A 15,862-nucleotide genomic window follows, 5' to 3' on the forward strand; every position below is an offset into this window, starting at 1 on the left:
GCTGTCGGTCGCATTTTGATAATGCCGCACGACAGCATTCCCCGAAGCAGCCGATCGACGCGTTTCGCAGCAGTTCGAGATGAGGAGCGTCTGCGCTGCGGGACAAACCGGCCGCTAGCCTGCTGCGGATAAGGGGCCAATCCTACGTCACGAAACAGCAGCCCCAAACCGGACATTCGTTCTAGGTTGCGTCCTTCAGGTTCAGGCGCTCCTGCACCTTCTCGGCAGCTTCCTTCCGCTCGCTGTAGCGGTCCGTCAGGTCGGGCCGATCCCGCGTCAGGAGGGTGAAGCGCAACAGTTCCTCCATCACGTCCACGATCCGATCGTAATAGGGGGATGGCTGCATGCGACCGTCTTCGCCGAACTCCTGATACGCCTTGGCGACCGAGGACTGGTTAGGGATCGTCAGCATCCGCATCCAGCGGCCCAGGACGCGCATCTGGTTCAGGGCGTTGAAGCTTTGCGAGCCGCCCGACACCTGCATCAGCGCCAGCGTTCGCCCCTGCGTGGGGCGGATCGCGCCCATCGACAGCGGAATCCAGTCGATCTGCGACTTCATCACGCCGGTCATCGCGCCATGCCGTTCGGGGCTGGTCCAGACCTGTCCCTCGGACCATAGGCACAGATCGCGCAGCTCCCGCACCTTGGGATGATCGGACTCGGCATCATCGGGCAGCGGCAGGCCGTGCGCATGGAATACCCGCGTCTCGCAGCCAAAGTGGCGCAGCAGGCGCTCGGCTTCCAGCGTGGCGAAGCGGCTGAAGGAGCGTTCGCGCAACGAGCCGTAAAGCAGCAGGATGCGCGGCGGTGGACCGTCGATCTGCGGCAGGTGCACGGCCTCTGGCGACAGGTTCGGCAGGTCGGGGATCATGCGCGGGCCTGCTTCAGCGCGGCATCGCCGGGGAACCATCGGCGGCCAAGGCGCAAGGCCACACTGACGAGCAGGATCAGAACCGGCACTTCAACCAGCGGCCCAATGACAGCGGCGAAGGCCACGGGAGAGGCCAGACCGTAAGCCGCGATGGCAACGGCAATCGCAAGCTCGAAATTGTTGCCCGCTGCCGTGAAGGCGATGGCCGTGGTGCGCGGGTAGTCCTTGGCGATCCAGCGGCCCATCGCAAAGCTGACGATGAACTGGACGGCGAAGTAGATCACGAGCGGCACCGTGATCCGCAGCGCGTCCAGCGGCAGGCGCAGCACGTCGCCGCCCTTGAGGCTGAACATCGCGACGATGGTGAACAGCAGCGCCGCCAGCGTCAGCGGGCCGATCGTCGGCAGGAACGTGTCCTGATACCAACCCTCGCCCTTTCGCGCGATCAGGACGCGCCGCGTCACGAAGCCCGCAAGGAAGGGCAAGCCAAGGTAAATCAGCACGGCCTTCGTCACCGTCCAGAACCCCACGTCGATCACGCTGCCTTCCAGCCCGAATAGCGGCGGCAGCACAGTCAGGAACAGCCAAGCATAGGTGGAGAAGAACAGGATCTGGAAGATCGAGTTGAAGGCCACCAGACCCGCAACATACTGGTTGTCGCCGCGCGCCAGCTGGTTCCACACCAGCACCATGGCAATGCAGCGGGCAAGGCCGATCAGGATCAGACCGGTCATGTATTCCGGCTGATCGCGCAGGAAGACAACCGCCAGCACGAACATCATCACCGGCCCGATGATCCAGTTCTGGATGAGCGACAGAACCAGCACGCGCTTGTCCGTGAATACCTGGGGCAGTTCCTCGTAGCGCACCTTTGCCAAAGGCGGATACATCATCAGGATCAGGCCGATGGCGATGGGAATGTTGGTGGAGCCGACCGACATTGCGTTAAGCGCCTCTGGCAAGTCGGTAAACACGGTGCCAAGCATGATGCCAAGCGCCATGGCGGCGAAGATCCACAGCGTCAGGTAACGGTCGAGGAATGACAGGCTTTGCATCATGCGCTCCGCACACGGTTGCCGTGTTCGTCCACAACCTGCTCGCCGTCTTCCTTGCTGAAGGCGGCTTGCTGCGCAGGCAGCAAGTCCAGCACCGCCTCGGAGGGACGGCAGAGCCGGACCCCCTGCGGGCTGACGACAATAGGCCGGTTGATAAGGATCGGATGCACCATCATCGCATCGATCAGGGCCTCATCGGACAAAGCAGGATCTTCCAGACCAAGCTCGGCATAAGGCGTGCCCTTCTCGCGCAGCAGGACACGCGGCGTGATCCCCATCCTCTTGATGAGCTGGCCGAGCAGAATACGGGATGGCGGCGTCTTCAGATACTCGACCACATGCGGCTCAATGCCCGCGTTGCGGATCATTGCCAGCGCGTTGCGAGATGTGCCGCAGGCGGGGTTATGATAGATCACGATGTCCACGGTCATGCCTTTCCCGTGGCGGCGGGTTCGCAGGCGCAAGCCATTGCCGCAACGGCAGGCGTGCAAATCTCCGGGTGCCCTTGGCAGCAGTCGCGCATCAGGAACTCGATCAGACCCGAGAAGGACGGGTAGAGCGCGGAGTAGATGATAAATCGACCGTCGCGTCGCGACTGTATCAACCCCGCATGTTCCAAATGTGTCAGGTGGAAGGACAGGCGCGAGGTGGTTGCCTCGATAGCCTCTCCGATGGCTCCCGCCGCCATGCCCTCCGGTCCTGCTTGGACCAGCAGCCGCACGATGCGGAGCCGCGTCTCCTGCGACAGCGCCGCGAAGGCAGCAAGCGCGCGTTCCTCTTCCATCGAATCAACCCCTCAACGAATATTGATATATTCAGTTAGAAGGAGCTTGGATGCAAGGGAAAGTGACGAGGGCGACGCGCCACAGCAGACGGCAGGATCACCGCCGTCAGCAGTGTCACACGCACTGCATACGAAGGTCGGCCCTTAGCCGACGGTCGGCTCAGCGAGATGCTGCACCGCCGCATTCTCCAAAGCAGTCGTTCGATGCTTGGGGACAAAAAACCGCCTATTAGAAGTTCGGCGCTACAGATCAGGCGGTCGTTCGCTGCACCTCAAAGTTCATCACCCTCGCTTGGGGGAAAGTCGATCCAAGGCGACGGAACGCAATCACTTACTGCGAAACGAAAATCGAGTGTGGCAACTGTTCAGAACAACTTATCGTTCGGGTCGTTCTTCAAGGGCCACAATTTAGCCGCACTTCTAGGGAAAGATCGGCTCTTTGTCTTCTGATACAGGCCTGCTCGTGGTCGGTTTTCATGTTGACGCCAAGGCCTGCGTCGCTACCTTTCTGACCTGAGGCGTGTGCTGCGTGCGCCCAGGGTTTCCCCTGATTACGGAGATGGATCCAACCCTTTCCGAAGGAGACGCAGACGCATGTCCAAAACTGGCAACCCCACCTTCCGCCGCTTTCTGAATAGCGAGGCATCGGGCGGCATTGTCCTGATGATCGTTGCCGCCCTGGCGATCGCCACCGCGAACTCGCCCTTGGCTCCGGCCTATTTCGACGGGCTGCACGCCTATCTTGGCCCGCTGAGCGTTCAGCATTGGATCAACGACGCGCTGATGGCCGTGTTCTTTCTGATGGTGGGGCTGGAGATCAAGCGCGAGATGACGGACGGCCAACTGTCAACCTGGCCGCGTCGCATTCTTCCGGGGATCGCGGCCGTGGGTGGGATGGCGGTACCAGCGTTGATCTATGTGGCGTTCAACCTGGGCAATCCGGCGGCGCTGCGCGGCTGGGCGATCCCCTCGGCGACCGACATCGCCTTTGCGCTGGGGGTCCTGTCGCTTCTGGGGCCACGGGTTCCCGTCTCGCTGAAGGTGTTTCTGGCGGCGCTGGCGATCATCGACGATCTGGGCGCGGTGATCGTGATCGCGCTATTCTATACCTCGAACCTGTCGGTGCCTGATCTTGTCGGCGCCGGGGTGGTCGTGCTGATGCTTGTCGCGATCAATATGCGGCGGGTGGGGCATCTGACGCCTTACCTGATCCTGGGGGCAGTGCTTTGGGTGCTGGTGCTGCGCTCTGGCATCCACGCGACGCTGGCGGGGGTGGTGCTTGCGCTGACCATCCCGATCACGCGGACACCAGCCAAGCCCGAGGCGGCGCCTGCGCAATCGCCGCTGCACCGGCTGGAGCATTGGCTGCAAAAGCCGGTGGCGTTTCTGGTCGTGCCGATTTTTGGATTTGCGAATGCGGGCGTATCCTTCGCGGGCGTGACCCCCGCCGTTCTGGCCGAGCCGGTGACGCTGGGCGTCGCGGCGGGATTGGTGCTGGGCAAGTTGATCGGTGTCTTTGGATCCGTCGCGCTGATGGTGCGGACGGGGCTGGCCGATCTGCCTGCTCAGGCAAGCTGGATGCAGGTTCTGGGTGTCTCGCTGCTATGCGGGATCGGGTTCACGATGAGCCTGTTCATCGGCCTTCTGGCCTTTGACGATCCTGCTCTGCAGGACCGGGTCAAGTTCGGCATCCTGATCGGGTCCGTAATCGCGGGGACAGCGGGCTATGCTGTCCTTCGCATGGTGCGGGGCGAGGTTCGGTCGCCCCGCTGATTTCACGGCAATGCCCGCCCGGCACATGCGGGCGGGCATCGCAGATGCATCAGGCCGTCTGCCCATTCTTTTCGGCCCAGCGGTCGCGATGATGATCGCGATACAGCGCCTTGGCCAACGAGACGCACATCGCCATCATCACGAAGGCAAAGGGCAGCGCGCCGATCATCATCGCGCTTTGCAAGACCATAAGCCCCCCGCCGCCCGCCAGGATCAGCGCCGCGATAACCAACGTCAGCAGGACGCCCCAAAGGATCCGGTGCCGGGTGTCGGTTTCGGCCTCTCCGCCTGCCATGATCGTGTTGATCACCAGCAGGCCCGAATCCGCCGAGGTCACCAGGAACGTCAGGATCAGCACGACGCACATCACGGTGACGATGGCATAGACCTGATCCCCAAGGATGAATTGCAGCGTCGCGAAAAGCTTGTTCGTCAAGGATGCGGCAATGATCGTTCCATCGGCCACGCCCGACAGCTCAAGATCAATCGAGGTGCCGCCCAGAATGGTCATCCACGCAAAGCAGACCAGCGACGGCATGACCACCGCACCAAAGACGAATTCGCGCACGGTGCGCCCCCGCGAAATCCGCGCCAGGAACAGGCCCACGAAGGGCGAGAACGCAATCCACCACGCCCAGTAAAATGTGGTCGATCCGGCCTGCCAGTCGCCAAGTGCGGTGCCCGTCCGATAGGCCTGCAACGACATGGCCGGAAAGTGCAGCACGTAATCCACCAGCGCCGTGCCATAGGTCGTCATCGCGAAGACGAACGAACCGAAGAAGATGAAGACCAGCAGCAGGATCGTGGAAAGCACCAGATTCAGGTTCGACAGGTATTTCACGCCACGTCCGACACCCGACACCGCCGAGGCGGTCGACAGTGCCATGACCACGATCAGCGCCGCGATCAGCCCCACAGCTGACGGCATCGGCGGTCCGCCGTCCTGACCGGGCTGCAAAAGCCACTCCATCCCGGAAATGGAATACAGCCCCTCGACCAGCTGGCTGATGCCGAAGCCGATGGTCACGGCCACGCCCAGTATGGTCGCAATGACACCCAGCACGTCCACGACATGCCCCGCCAGACCATTCAGATACCGTCCGAAGAGCGGCGTCAGGGCCGTGCGGATCGTCAGGGGCATGTCCCGCGTATAGGCGTAATAGGCAAGGCAAAGCCCCGTCACCACATAGATGCCCCATGCATGCATGCCGTAATGCAGGAACGTATAGCGATATGCGGACTGGATCGCCTCGGGTGAGTTCGGCACCACACTGCCCTTGATGATTTCAGGATTGGCGGCCCAGAGGTTCAGCGGCTCGGCCGTGGCATAGACCATCAGGCCGACGCCAAGACCCGCCCCGAACATCATCGCAAACCACGAGAAGTTCGAGAATTCCGGCTTTTCATCAGGCCTGCCCAGCTTGCGTCTTCCCGATGACGGGATGACGGCGACGGCGATCAGGAACCAGGCGAAGACCCCGACAGCGAGGATGTAGAACAGGTTGAAGACACCAAGGATTTCAGTGTTGAGCAGCGACAGGATCGCCTCGGCACTGCCGGGTCTAAGCAAGGCCCAGGCGGTCAGCAGGGCGAAGGCGATCTTGGAGGCCAGTGTGATCGGAAGCGAGTAGCCTTCGTAAAATCCGTTATCGACAGTCTGGATGTCGATATCGGTGAATGGGGGTTTTAATTCGGTCATATGTTGTTCCGTCGGAACCTTTCGTCAAAGGGAAAGCGCGGTTGCGCGGGGATTGTTCGGGGGATTGCTTGTTGGTGCGGGTCGCCGTGATTACGCAGAAACGATATGGCACACCCGGCAGTTTCCACGGCCAAAGTGGCGCGGAGAAGGCTCTCTGACAAGAAAGCCGGCAGGCAGCGATCCAGTGGGATCGAAGACGCAGGGATCAACAAGCATGTGGGCCATCATAGGATCGAGACGCGAAATCTCAACGCGATGACCATGAAAATCGGCGCTATCCGCGCCACGATTTTATATAAACTACTGAAATTTATTCAAAATTTTATTGCACATGAGGCAGGGATTGCGGCAGTTCACGCGCTTCGGCAGGCGGAATGCGCAATCCCGCCTGCCTGTGACACGCCAGTCATCTGTGAACCGAACGCTCGGATCGTTGCCATTCTTCCCAGCCGGGCTGGCCCTGCATGAATGCCTCGATCTCGGCGCGGTTGGCTTCCAGCTTGGGGTCGTGGCGCAGGTAGTGGCGCGTCTCGCGCACGATCAGGCCCGACAGGATCAGCAGCCCGATCAGGTTCGGGATCGCCATCAGCCCGTTCATCACGTCCGAGAAGTTCCACACCACGCCCAGCTGCACCGTGCAGCCAAAGAACACCACCAGCGAAAACAGGATGCGGAACGGCATGACGCCGCCGCGACCCACCAGCCGCTCGATATTGCGTTCGCCGTAATAGGCCCAGCCCAGGATGGTGGAATAGGCGAATAGCACCAGACCAACGGTCACGATCCAATGGCCCCATTGGCCAGGCAGGCCGTGGCTGAACGCCTCGCCCGTCATGATCGCGGCCGAGATCTGTTCGCCGGTCGCCGGGTCGGTCTGCTGCCAGACGCCGGTGGTCACGATGACAAGGCCGGTGCAGGTCACGACGATGATCGTGTCGATGAATGTCTGGGTCATCGACACCAGCCCCTGGCGCACCGGATGGGTGGTCTGTGCCGAAGCCGCCGCGATGGCGGCAGAGCCCATGCCGGATTCATTCGAAAAGATGCCGCGCGCCACGCCGTATTGCACCGCGATCATGATGGTCGAACCCAGAAATCCGCCCACCGCCGAGGTGCCGGTAAAGGCCTGGCCAAAGATTTCCCCGAAGGCCGCCGGAACCGCGCCAATATTGGCGATCAGGATATACAGCGCGCCCAGCACGTAGAACAGGATCATCGCCGGGACGAAGCCCGCCGTGACCTTGCCGATCGACTTGATGCCGCCGACCAGCACCAGCAGCGTCATCGCTGCCAGAACCGCCCCCGTGACCGAGGTCGGCACGGCGAAGCTGCGTTCTAGGTTCGAGGCGATCGAGTTGCCCTGGGTCATGTTGCCGATGCCAAAGCAGGCGCAGACCGCGAAGATGGAAAATGCCAGCGCCAGGAACCTGCCGAAGCCGCCGGGGATGCCGCGTTCCAGATAATATTGCGGGCCGCCGGATTTCTCGCCCGCCGTGTCGGTGGTGCGGAAACGCACGCCCAGAAACGCCTCGGAATATTTCGAGGCCATGCCCAGCAGCGCCGTCATCCACATCCAAAACAGCGCACCGGGACCGCCGATGCCGATGGCGGTCGCCACTCCGACGATATTGCCGGTGCCGACCGTTGCCGCCATCGCAGTGGTCAGCGCCTGGAATTGCGAGATATCGCCCTCGGCATCGTCGTCCTTACGCTTGATCAGGCCCAGCCGCAATGCCGCGCCCAGCCGCAGGAACTGGATGCCGCCCAGTCGGATGGTCAGATAGATGCCGGTGCCCAGCAGCAGGGGGATCAGCAGAAATGGTCCCCATACGATCCCGCCGATGGTGCCCAGGATTTCTTCAAGACTGTTCATTTTGCGTGCCTCCCCCGCTGCCAAAAAAGGCATGTCGTCAGCTAGACCCGGGGTTGTCAACCTGACGCAACCGCCGGGATCGATGCCGCAGCACGCTGGCATTTGCGGACATGCGGCCTGCGCGCCGGGCAGGAAATGCACGATCCAAGGCGGATTTACGGTTGAAACCTCCGCCTCACCCCTCACACTCGGCATCAACCTAGGAGGACAGATGCTGAACTTCATTTCCCGCCCGCTGGTCAGGCTGGTCGACCGCTGGTTGCCGGACCCCTACATCTTCGTCGTCATCCTGACGCTGGTCGTGATGATCGCAGCCATGGGGATCGAAGGGCATTCGCCCATGGCCGTCGTTGAAATGTGGGGGGCAGGGTTCTGGGAATTGCTGTCCTTTGCCATGCAGATGCTGCTGGTGCTGGTCACGGGCTACATGATGGCCTCGACCCCGCTGGTGCGCCGCATTCTGGAGCGGCTGGCCGATCTGGCTGGCTCGCCCGGTGCGGCGATCCTGCTGGTGAGCTTCGTGTCGCTGACCGCCAGCTGGATCAACTGGGGCTTTGGGCTGGTCGTCGGCGCGCTGTTTGCCAAGGCCATCGCGCGCAAGGTGCGGGTGGATTACCGGCTGCTGGTCGCTTCGGCCTATTCGGGCTTCATCGTCTGGCATGGTGGGCTGGCGGGCTCGGTGCCGCTGGCGATTGCGACCTCGGGGCATTCCTTCGAGGGGATGATCGGCATCATCCCGACGGATCGCACCATCTTTGCCGCCTATAACCTGTTCATCGTCATCGGCCTGTTCATTGCCGTGCCGCTGGTCAACCGCCTGATGATGCCCAGGAAGGGCGAGGAAGTCTTTGTCGATCCCGCCCTGCTGGCCGAACCCGAGGTATCAGACAGCCCCGGCAGGACCCCCGCCGAAAAGATTGAAAACAGTCGCGTCCTCAGCTGGCTGATCGGTGCGGCAGGGCTGGCCTTCCTGTTTCAGTATTTCGCGGGCTCGGGCACGCTGACGCTGAATGTTGTCAACTTCCTGTTCCTGATCGTCGCCATCGTGCTGCACGGCACGCCGCGCCGGTTGCTCGCCAGCCTGAACGAGGGCGTCAAGGGCGGGGCGGGCATCGTCATCCAGTTTCCGTTCTATGCCGGGATCATGGCTATCATGCTGAATTCCGGCCTGGCCGAGACCATCTCGGTCTGGCTGACCTCGTTCGCGTCCGAGCGCAGCTTTGCTTTCTGGACCTTCATGAGCGCGGGTCTGGTGAATTTCTTCGTGCCCTCGGGTGGCGGACAATGGGCGATCCAAGCCCCGGTGATCCTGCCCGCGGCTGAGGCGCTGGGGGTTGACGCCGCCCGTGCGGCAATGGCGGTTGCATGGGGTGACAGCTGGACAAACATGGTGCAACCTTTCTGGGCGCTGCCGATCCTGGGCATTGCGGGCCTGAAGGCGCGCGACATCATGGGCTTTTGCACGCTGCATCTTGTTCTGTCCGGGATCATCATCTCGGTCGGACTGACCTTTATCTGACGTTCAAGCCGAAACAGAAACCGGAGCGACCGTATGAATGCCGTGATCGACTTCCTGAACCTGATCTTCTGGAACTATATCCTGATCTATGGCCTGCTTGCGGTCGGTCTGTATTTCACCATTCGGCTGGGCTTTGTGCAGTTCCGCCATTTCCCCGAACTGTTCCGCTGCGTGATCGGTTCGGGCAAGGCGGACAAGAACGGCATCACGCCATTGCAGGCGCTGACGGTCAGTCTGGCATCGCGTGTAGGGACCGGAAATATCGCAGGCGTTGCGGTCGCGATCTATCTGGGCGGCGCGGGTGCGGTCTTCTGGATGTGGATGGTTGCGCTGGTCGGCATGGCCACGGCCTATTCCGAAAGCGCGCTGGCGCAGCTTTACAAGGTGCATGGGACCGGTGGCATGTATCGCGGCGGGCCGGCCTATTACATCTCGAAGGGGTTGGGCATGCCTTGGCTGGGGGCGGTCTTTGCCGTCGCGCTGATCCTGGCATTCGGGCTGGTCTTCAACTCGGTGCAGGCCAATTCCATCGCCGAGGCGGTCAATGGCGCCTTCGGCGTGCCGAAATGGGCGGTCGGGCTGGTGACGGCGGGGCTGACGGCCGCTATCATCTTTGGTGGCATCCCGCAGGTCGCCCGCGTGGCTGAAATCGTGGTGCCCTTCATGGCGGGCATCTATTTGCTGGCCGCGATCATCGTAATCTTTATGAACCTGACCGCCGTGCCCGGCGCGCTGTGGGAAATTGTCGGCGGTGCCTTTGGCCTGACCGAGGCGGCGGGCGGTGTTGCCGGGTCGATCACGGCGGCGGCGATGAACGGCATCAAGCGCGGGCTGTTTTCCAACGAGGCAGGGATGGGTTCTGCCCCGAACATTGCGGCGGTGGCCACCCCCGATCCGCATCACCCGTCCAGCCAAGGCTTCGTGCAGGCGCTTGGGGTCTTCATCGACACCATTCTGGTCTGCACGGCGACGGCGGTGATGATCATCCTGTCGGGCGTGATGGAGCCGGGCAGCGGCGTCACCGGAACCGTGCTGACCCAGAACGCGCTGGTGCATCACTTTGGCTATGCAGGCGGCGTTTTCGTGGCGGTGGCGATCTTTTTCTTCGCCTTCACCTCGATCATCGGGAATTACGCCTATGCCGAGAATGCCTTTTCCTATCTGGGATTTGGCAGCAAGACGGGGCTGACGGTCCTGCGCGTCGCGGCTGTCGCGATGGTGATCTGGGGTGCGGTCCAAAGCGTCGCCACGGTGTTCAACATGGCCGATGCCTCGATGGGGCTGATGGCCACGATCAACCTGATCGCCATCGTGGCGCTGTCGGGAACGGTCGCCAAGCTGACGCGCGACTACCTGGCACAAAGGAAGGCCGGCAAGATGCCGACCTTCCATCTGTCCCAGCATCCCGACATCGCGAAAGGCGTCGATCCCGAGATCTGGCGCTGATCATTTGAAGCGCGACATCCAGTTCGCCGTCAACGCGCCGGAAATGTTGTGCCAGACGCTGAAGATCGCGCTTGGCACAGCCGCGAGGGGCGAGAAATAGGCGGTCGCCAGCGCCGCACCCAGACCCGAGTTCTGCATGCCGACCTCGATCGCGATGGCCTTGCGCTTGGCAAGGCTCAGCCCGCCCGCGCGCGCGGCCAGATAGCCGATCAGATAGCCCAGACCGTTATGCAGGACGACCACGGCAAAGATCAGCAGGCCCGATTGCGCGATGGCTCCCTTGGACGCGCCGACCACGGCGGCGACGATCAGCACGATCCCGGTCACGCTGACCAAAGGCAGCGCGGGCACTGCCGCGCGCACGAAGCCGGGCAGCAGTTTCTGTGCCGCAAAACCCAAGGCCAGCGGCAGCAGCACGACCTTGACGATCGACACGAACATCGCCCATGCGTCGACGGGCAGGTATTCGCTGGCCAGCATCAGCACCAGAAACGGCGTGACGATTGGTGCCAACAAGGTGGTGACGCTGGTGCAGGCCACCGACAGCGCCACGTCGCCCTTGGCCAGATAGGTCATGACATTGCTGGAGGTGCCGCCTGGGCAGCAGCCGACCAGGATCACGCCCGCCGCGACCTCGGGCGGCATCGGGATCAGCTTGGTCAGGGCCACGGCCAGCAGCGGCATGATGATGAATTGCGCCAGGACGCCCAGCCCCACATCCAGGGGACGCCGCGCCACCTCCTGGAAGTCACGACCCGAGATGGTCAGACCCATGCCGAACATGATGATGCCCAGCAGCGGCACGATCCACGGCGTCAACTGCTTGAAGGTGTCGGGCATGACAAAACCCAGGACGGCGAACAGGATCACCCAGATCGCAAATGTCTTGCCGACGAAATTGGAAATGCTTTCAAGAAGTCTCATCATTCCTCCATGACCTGAATGGAGGCGGCGATATTGGTATCCCGCCGGGGATGCAACCTTGGTCGGTCAGGCGTCGTCTGCGCGTGTCGTCAATCGCAGTTCCTGCATAAGGTCATGATCCAGAACGTATATTTCGCTGGCCGGCGTGCGCATCGCAAAGCTCATCAGGCGCAAATCGATCCCCATTTCGTCCAAGTAATCCATGACCGAGGCTTGCCCGCGTTGCAGATCGGCCACCGCCATGAACGCAGGCAGGATTGTGTTCTTGCCGAAATAATGCTGGTGAACCCCGACCACGCCGCCACGTGCCACGTCGCGCGTGGTGCCAGCGGCCAGCAGATAGGGGCAAGCCGACATGCACACCGAACCGGTGGAAACCCGCGTCGAATAGCCCGCGCTGCGGATCGTGCGCCCGATGGCCAGCGCGTCGGCCACCGATCCGCCCGAACTGTTCAGCGACACCTGCGTCTGGGCGGGCTGCGTCGTGTCTAGCCAGCTTAGAAAGCGGTCGGCATCGCCCGGCGCGATCTGCCCAAGGATGCGGATTTCATCACCGGCCTGCGAAAACTCCAGCCGCTCGGGCATTGGTCCCATGGCAGGGGCGCCGGGCATCTGCGGGCGCTGGTCGGGGCGATAGGGGCGCACGCTCGGCCCCTGCGCGGGCGCCGACAGTTCAGGCGACTGACCGCCCGAGGTGCTGCGCAGGTCGATGACGACAATGGCCGCCGCCAGCAACACCTGCGATAAAAGCACAGCCTTGATGGCGCCCGAAGGGGATGACAGCATTTTCAATCCTTGGGACGGCCAAGGGCGCGGGGCTGATCGGTCGCATCCGGCTGGCGTTCGCGCAGCATTTCCGCCGCCGCCAGCGCGGCGCGCAGCTCGCCCACCGTCATCCTGTCATCGCCGTGCGTTTCGCCCCGGCCGGACCGGATCGCCGACTGCACCACCATGACGATAAAGACTAGAACAGCGGGCAGCAGATCGATTGAAATCGCACCGGCCCAAGCCGGAATGAAGTTTCCGGCATAGACGATGACCGCGTCGGCGGCGGACATCGGGGTATAGATCGCCTCGGACGGCTGGGGCAGGGCCAGCACCTCGTTCGCGGCAGCTGTCAAGGTCTGGGCACGCTGTTCGACCAGCGACAGGACCGAGTTGATGGTACTGTTCTGACCCGCACGCATTTCAGCAGTCGTTCCGTCCAGCTCGGGCAGCACCACGGCATCGGACAAATCCTGCGCGGCACGCGCGACCAGGGGCGCGGGGTTCAACTGCCGCAGCTGGGTGATGAGGCCGGACAGCTGAACGGCACTTTCGGAGAAGCGCACGGTGCGATCTTCAATACCGCCCGGCTGGACCGACAGGCTGCGCATCCGCGCCAGAACGGTGTTCCCTTCGGCAAAGGCCTGTTCGATCGGTTCGGTTACGCCACTTATCTGGTCTTCCAGCGCCTGCAATTCGGACCCCTTCTGGGTCAGAACCCGAAAGACCGCGCCCCGGCCTGAAAAGCCCGACAGCGTGCCCCCCGCCTCTTGCTCGGACAGATCGGCAAAGCTTTGACGCACACGGGCCACGTCGCGGGTCAGGGACTGCCCGGCCACCGCATTGGCGTGCGCCCGCTCCAGCGCTGCCTGATATTGTTGAACAGTGGTCGCCATATGCGTTTCGACGGCGGCACCCCCGGCCAGCGCGGCGGCGTTCAGCCATGAAGACATCGCCACGATCGCAAGGCAACCCAGTGCCATGCTCAGCAGCAGCCCACCCCGCGCCGAGGCCGTCCTGACCGCAGGCAGCAGGCGCAGCATGTAGGACCAGAAGACGAAGATCCCCACGGACACCGCGATGGAGTAGGAGAGTGCGGCGAATGTCGTCCAGATGCCCGGATTGTCCAGCAATGTCCGCACGCCCAGGTAAGTATAGATTCCCGATGCTGCCGCCAGAACCGCCAGCGCGGTCGACGTGAACGTGTCCAACCAGTCCAGATGCCGCTCAAGCTCGCGCGCGTAGCGATGTCCTGCGGTGTCGGCGCCCGACGGGTGTTCGGTCATGCTGGCTCCTGAATTGCTTGTGCTGCGCAACTCAAGCATGACTCCATCCGATTGGCTTGTCACAGTTTCGCCAGACAGCATTTATCAGCCGGTTACGATGACGTGGCCCTAGGCGATCAGCCTGTATTCGGCGCTTTCTTGTTCCAATCGACCAAAGTCACCAGTCGAAACAGGATGTGCGCATTTTCCGTTTCCCGTGTCGCAATGGTCCGTGACACAAGCCGCGCAATATTGTGAGCAAACGGAGAGCATATGCAGTTCGGCGTGTGGTTCAGCCTTTCGGCCTATTTCGTAGTGATGATCGCCATCGGCGTCTATGCGTGGCGCAAGGCAACATCCAGTTCTGAGGAATACATTCTGGGCGGACGCGATCTGTCGCCCTCGGTCACCGCGCTGTCGGCAGGCGCGTCCGACATGAGCGGCTGGCTGCTGCTTGGCCTGCCCGGCGCGCTGTTCGTGTCCGGCCTGTCGCAATCCTGGATCGGCATTGGTCTGACGCTGGGCGCGCTTCTGAACTGGATCATCGTCGCGCCGCGCCTGCGCGAACAGACCGAGCGTTACGACAACAGTCTGACCATCCCCGGTTTCCTTGGCGCGCGCTTCCCCAGCCGCGCGCGGTTGCTGCGCATGGTGTCAGCCGTCGTGATCGTGGTGTTCTTTGCCGTCTATACAGCCTCGGGGCTGGTCGGCGGCGGCAAGCTGTTCGCCAGCGCCTTCGGCGGCGACTACATGACGGGCATCCTGCTGACGATGGGCTTCGTGCTGGTCTATACCACCATCGGCGGCTTTCTGGCGGTCAGCCTGACCGACTTTGTGCAGGGCTGCATCATGATGCTGGCGCTGGTCATTATGCCCATCGTTATTCTGACCTCGGGCGATGGCGCAGGTGTGGGCCCGGCGGTCGAGCGTCTGACGGCGATGGACCCGGAATATTTTTCGATGGCCAAGGGCATGACCGTGCTGGGCTGGTTGTCGGCGGTTGCGTGGGGCCTGGGCTATTTCGGCCAGCCACATATCATCGTGCGCTTCATGGCGATCCGCAGCGTCGAGGACGTGCCCACCGCGCGCAACATCTGCATGTCCTGGATGATCGTGTCGCTGATCGGCGCGGTCGCAGTGGGCATCTTCGGCCACGCCTATGCGCTGCGCAACGGGCTGACGGTTCACGACCCGGAAACGATCTTCATCATCCTGTCGAACCTGCTGTTCCATCCGCTGATCACCGGATTCCTTTATGCCGCGCTGCTGGCCGCGATCATGTCCACGGTATCCAGCCAGTTGCTGGTCGCTTCCTCCTCGCTGACCGAGGACATCTATCACACGCTGGTCAAGCGTGACGCGACCCAGCGCGAGCTGGTCAATATCGGTCGCCTGTCCGTGCTTGCGGTGGGCGTCGTCGCCGCAGTGATTGCCCGCGATCCCGATGCACAGGTGCTAAGCCTGGTATCGAACGCTTGGGCAGGCTTCGGTGCCGCCTTTGGCCCGCTGATCGTGCTGGCTTTGACCTGGCGTCGCATGACTGGCCTTGGCGCGGTGGCGGGCTTGGTCGTCGGGGCTGTGACGGTAATCCTGTGGATTGCGCTTGGCCTGAACAAATCGCTGCTGGGCGGCGAGGGCATCTATGAGATCGTGCCCGGCTTCGTGGCATCATGGATTGCCATCATCCTCGTAAGCAAAGCAACCCCGGATCTGGACGAGCACCGCCCGCGCTGAAAGCGGTTGGACGCGTGGCAGCGGCGGCGCGTCCAACGGATGCGGTCGCGGGGCGTTTATACCCGTCCGGCCACCTTGCGTTGATCCCGTCCCCGCCGCATTGTGACAAGGGGAAACGGTTGGAGCCGCGATGACATCCGAAGATGCGCGACAC

General features: G+C 62.5%; 13 protein-coding genes. 4 read left to right on the top strand and 9 right to left on the bottom strand.

Features of this window, described 5'->3' with window-relative positions:
* Positions 1-181: 181 nt before the first annotated feature.
* The 4 genes from arsH to FN835_RS19220 are packed head-to-tail and all read right to left on the bottom strand — an operon-like array spanning position 182 to position 2,710.
* The gene (gene arsH / locus FN835_RS19205) at positions 182-868 is read right to left on the bottom strand and encodes an arsenical resistance protein ArsH (protein WP_425467490.1); all 687 of its coding nucleotides are present in this window, start codon (positions 866-868) and stop codon (positions 182-184) included.
* Positions 868-1,926 (bottom strand): ACR3 family arsenite efflux transporter, encoded by a 1,059-nt coding sequence (gene arsB, locus FN835_RS19210; protein ID WP_142664857.1) that lies wholly within the window; start codon positions 1,924-1,926, stop codon positions 868-870. The genes arsH and arsB overlap by 1 nt, the downstream gene beginning before the upstream one ends.
* Positions 1,926-2,351, bottom strand: a complete 426-nt coding sequence (gene arsC, locus FN835_RS19215; RefSeq protein WP_142664867.1) for an arsenate reductase (glutaredoxin) — start codon at positions 2,349-2,351, stop codon at positions 1,926-1,928. Before arsC ends, arsB begins: the two co-directional genes overlap by 1 nt.
* 2 nt (positions 2,352-2,353) lie before the next feature.
* A complete protein-coding gene (locus FN835_RS19220; RefSeq protein ID WP_142664858.1) occupies positions 2,354-2,710 on the bottom strand; it encodes an ArsR/SmtB family transcription factor in 357 nt (118 codons plus the stop codon).
* A 594-nt stretch (positions 2,711-3,304) separates the two neighbouring features.
* Here FN835_RS19220 and nhaA point away from each other — a divergent pair.
* On the top strand, positions 3,305-4,483 hold the full coding sequence (gene nhaA, locus FN835_RS19225; RefSeq protein ID WP_142664859.1) for a Na+/H+ antiporter NhaA: 1,179 nt from the start codon (positions 3,305-3,307) through the stop codon (positions 4,481-4,483).
* 49 nt (positions 4,484-4,532) lie between these two features.
* On the opposite strand, the gene FN835_RS19230 is transcribed toward nhaA, so the two are convergent.
* Together FN835_RS19230 and FN835_RS19235 are read right to left on the bottom strand one after the other, a co-directional pair.
* Positions 4,533-6,182: a BCCT family transporter gene (locus FN835_RS19230; RefSeq protein ID WP_142664860.1), complete on the bottom strand. Its 1,650-nt coding sequence runs from the start codon at positions 6,180-6,182 to the stop codon at positions 4,533-4,535.
* 406 nt (positions 6,183-6,588) lie between these two features.
* A complete protein-coding gene (locus FN835_RS19235) occupies positions 6,589-8,055 on the bottom strand; it encodes an alanine/glycine:cation symporter family protein (protein ID WP_142664861.1) in 1,467 nt (488 codons plus the stop codon).
* A 211-nt stretch (positions 8,056-8,266) separates the two neighbouring features.
* Between FN835_RS19235 and FN835_RS19240 the strand changes: the two genes are divergently transcribed.
* Both FN835_RS19240 and FN835_RS19245 read left to right on the top strand, forming a co-directional pair.
* The gene (locus FN835_RS19240) at positions 8,267-9,574 is read left to right on the top strand and encodes a short-chain fatty acid transporter (RefSeq protein ID WP_142664862.1); all 1,308 of its coding nucleotides are present in this window, start codon (positions 8,267-8,269) and stop codon (positions 9,572-9,574) included.
* A gap of 33 nt (positions 9,575-9,607) precedes the next feature.
* Positions 9,608-11,020 carry an alanine/glycine:cation symporter family protein gene (locus FN835_RS19245; protein ID WP_142664863.1) on the top strand — a complete coding sequence of 471 codons (1,413 nt, stop codon included), beginning with the start codon at positions 9,608-9,610 and terminating at the stop codon, positions 11,018-11,020.
* On the opposite strand, the gene FN835_RS19250 is transcribed toward FN835_RS19245, so the two are convergent.
* From FN835_RS19250 to FN835_RS19260, 3 genes are all read right to left on the bottom strand, one after another.
* On the bottom strand, positions 11,021-11,944 hold the full coding sequence (locus FN835_RS19250; protein WP_142664864.1) for a bile acid:sodium symporter family protein: 924 nt from the start codon (positions 11,942-11,944) through the stop codon (positions 11,021-11,023).
* 66 nt (positions 11,945-12,010) lie between these two features.
* The gene (locus tag FN835_RS19255; protein ID WP_246098815.1) at positions 12,011-12,730 is read right to left on the bottom strand and encodes a COG3904 family protein; all 720 of its coding nucleotides are present in this window, start codon (positions 12,728-12,730) and stop codon (positions 12,011-12,013) included.
* Positions 12,731-12,732: 2 nt separating this feature from the next.
* A complete protein-coding gene (locus tag FN835_RS19260; RefSeq protein WP_246098816.1) occupies positions 12,733-13,995 on the bottom strand; it encodes a hypothetical protein in 1,263 nt (420 codons plus the stop codon).
* Between the two features lie 252 nt (positions 13,996-14,247).
* Between FN835_RS19260 and putP the strand changes: the two genes are divergently transcribed.
* Complete coding sequence (putP, locus tag FN835_RS19265) at positions 14,248-15,708, top strand: sodium/proline symporter PutP (protein ID WP_142664866.1); 1,461 nt, start codon at positions 14,248-14,250, stop codon at positions 15,706-15,708.
* Positions 15,709-15,862: the final 154 nt, after the last annotated feature.

Source organism: Paracoccus laeviglucosivorans, from assembly GCF_900182695.1.
Classification (GTDB): domain Bacteria; phylum Pseudomonadota; class Alphaproteobacteria; order Rhodobacterales; family Rhodobacteraceae; genus Paracoccus; species Paracoccus laeviglucosivorans.

Bases quoted from the DNA above. Each gene is read 5' to 3' on its own strand.
- FN835_RS19250 (WP_142664864.1), bottom strand. From the start codon at position 11,944: ATGAGACTTCTTGAAAGCATTTCCAATTTCGTCGGCAAGACATTTGCG.
- FN835_RS19240 (WP_142664862.1), top strand. From the start codon at position 8,267: ATGCTGAACTTCATTTCCCGCCCGCTGGTCAGGCTGGTCGACCGCTGG.
- nhaA (WP_142664859.1), top strand. From the start codon at position 3,305: ATGTCCAAAACTGGCAACCCCACCTTCCGCCGCTTTCTGAATAGCGAG.
- FN835_RS19245 (WP_142664863.1), top strand. From the start codon at position 9,608: ATGAATGCCGTGATCGACTTCCTGAACCTGATCTTCTGGAACTATATC.
- FN835_RS19230 (WP_142664860.1), bottom strand. From the start codon at position 6,182: ATGACCGAATTAAAACCCCCATTCACCGATATCGACATCCAGACTGTC.
- arsB (WP_142664857.1), bottom strand. From the start codon at position 1,926: ATGCAAAGCCTGTCATTCCTCGACCGTTACCTGACGCTGTGGATCTTC.
- FN835_RS19255 (WP_246098815.1), bottom strand. From the start codon at position 12,730: ATGCTGTCATCCCCTTCGGGCGCCATCAAGGCTGTGCTTTTATCGCAG.
- FN835_RS19220 (WP_142664858.1), bottom strand. From the start codon at position 2,710: ATGGAAGAGGAACGCGCGCTTGCTGCCTTCGCGGCGCTGTCGCAGGAG.
- putP (WP_142664866.1), top strand. From the start codon at position 14,248: ATGCAGTTCGGCGTGTGGTTCAGCCTTTCGGCCTATTTCGTAGTGATG.
- FN835_RS19235 (WP_142664861.1), bottom strand. From the start codon at position 8,055: ATGAACAGTCTTGAAGAAATCCTGGGCACCATCGGCGGGATCGTATGG.
- FN835_RS19260 (WP_246098816.1), bottom strand. From the start codon at position 13,995: ATGACCGAACACCCGTCGGGCGCCGACACCGCAGGACATCGCTACGCG.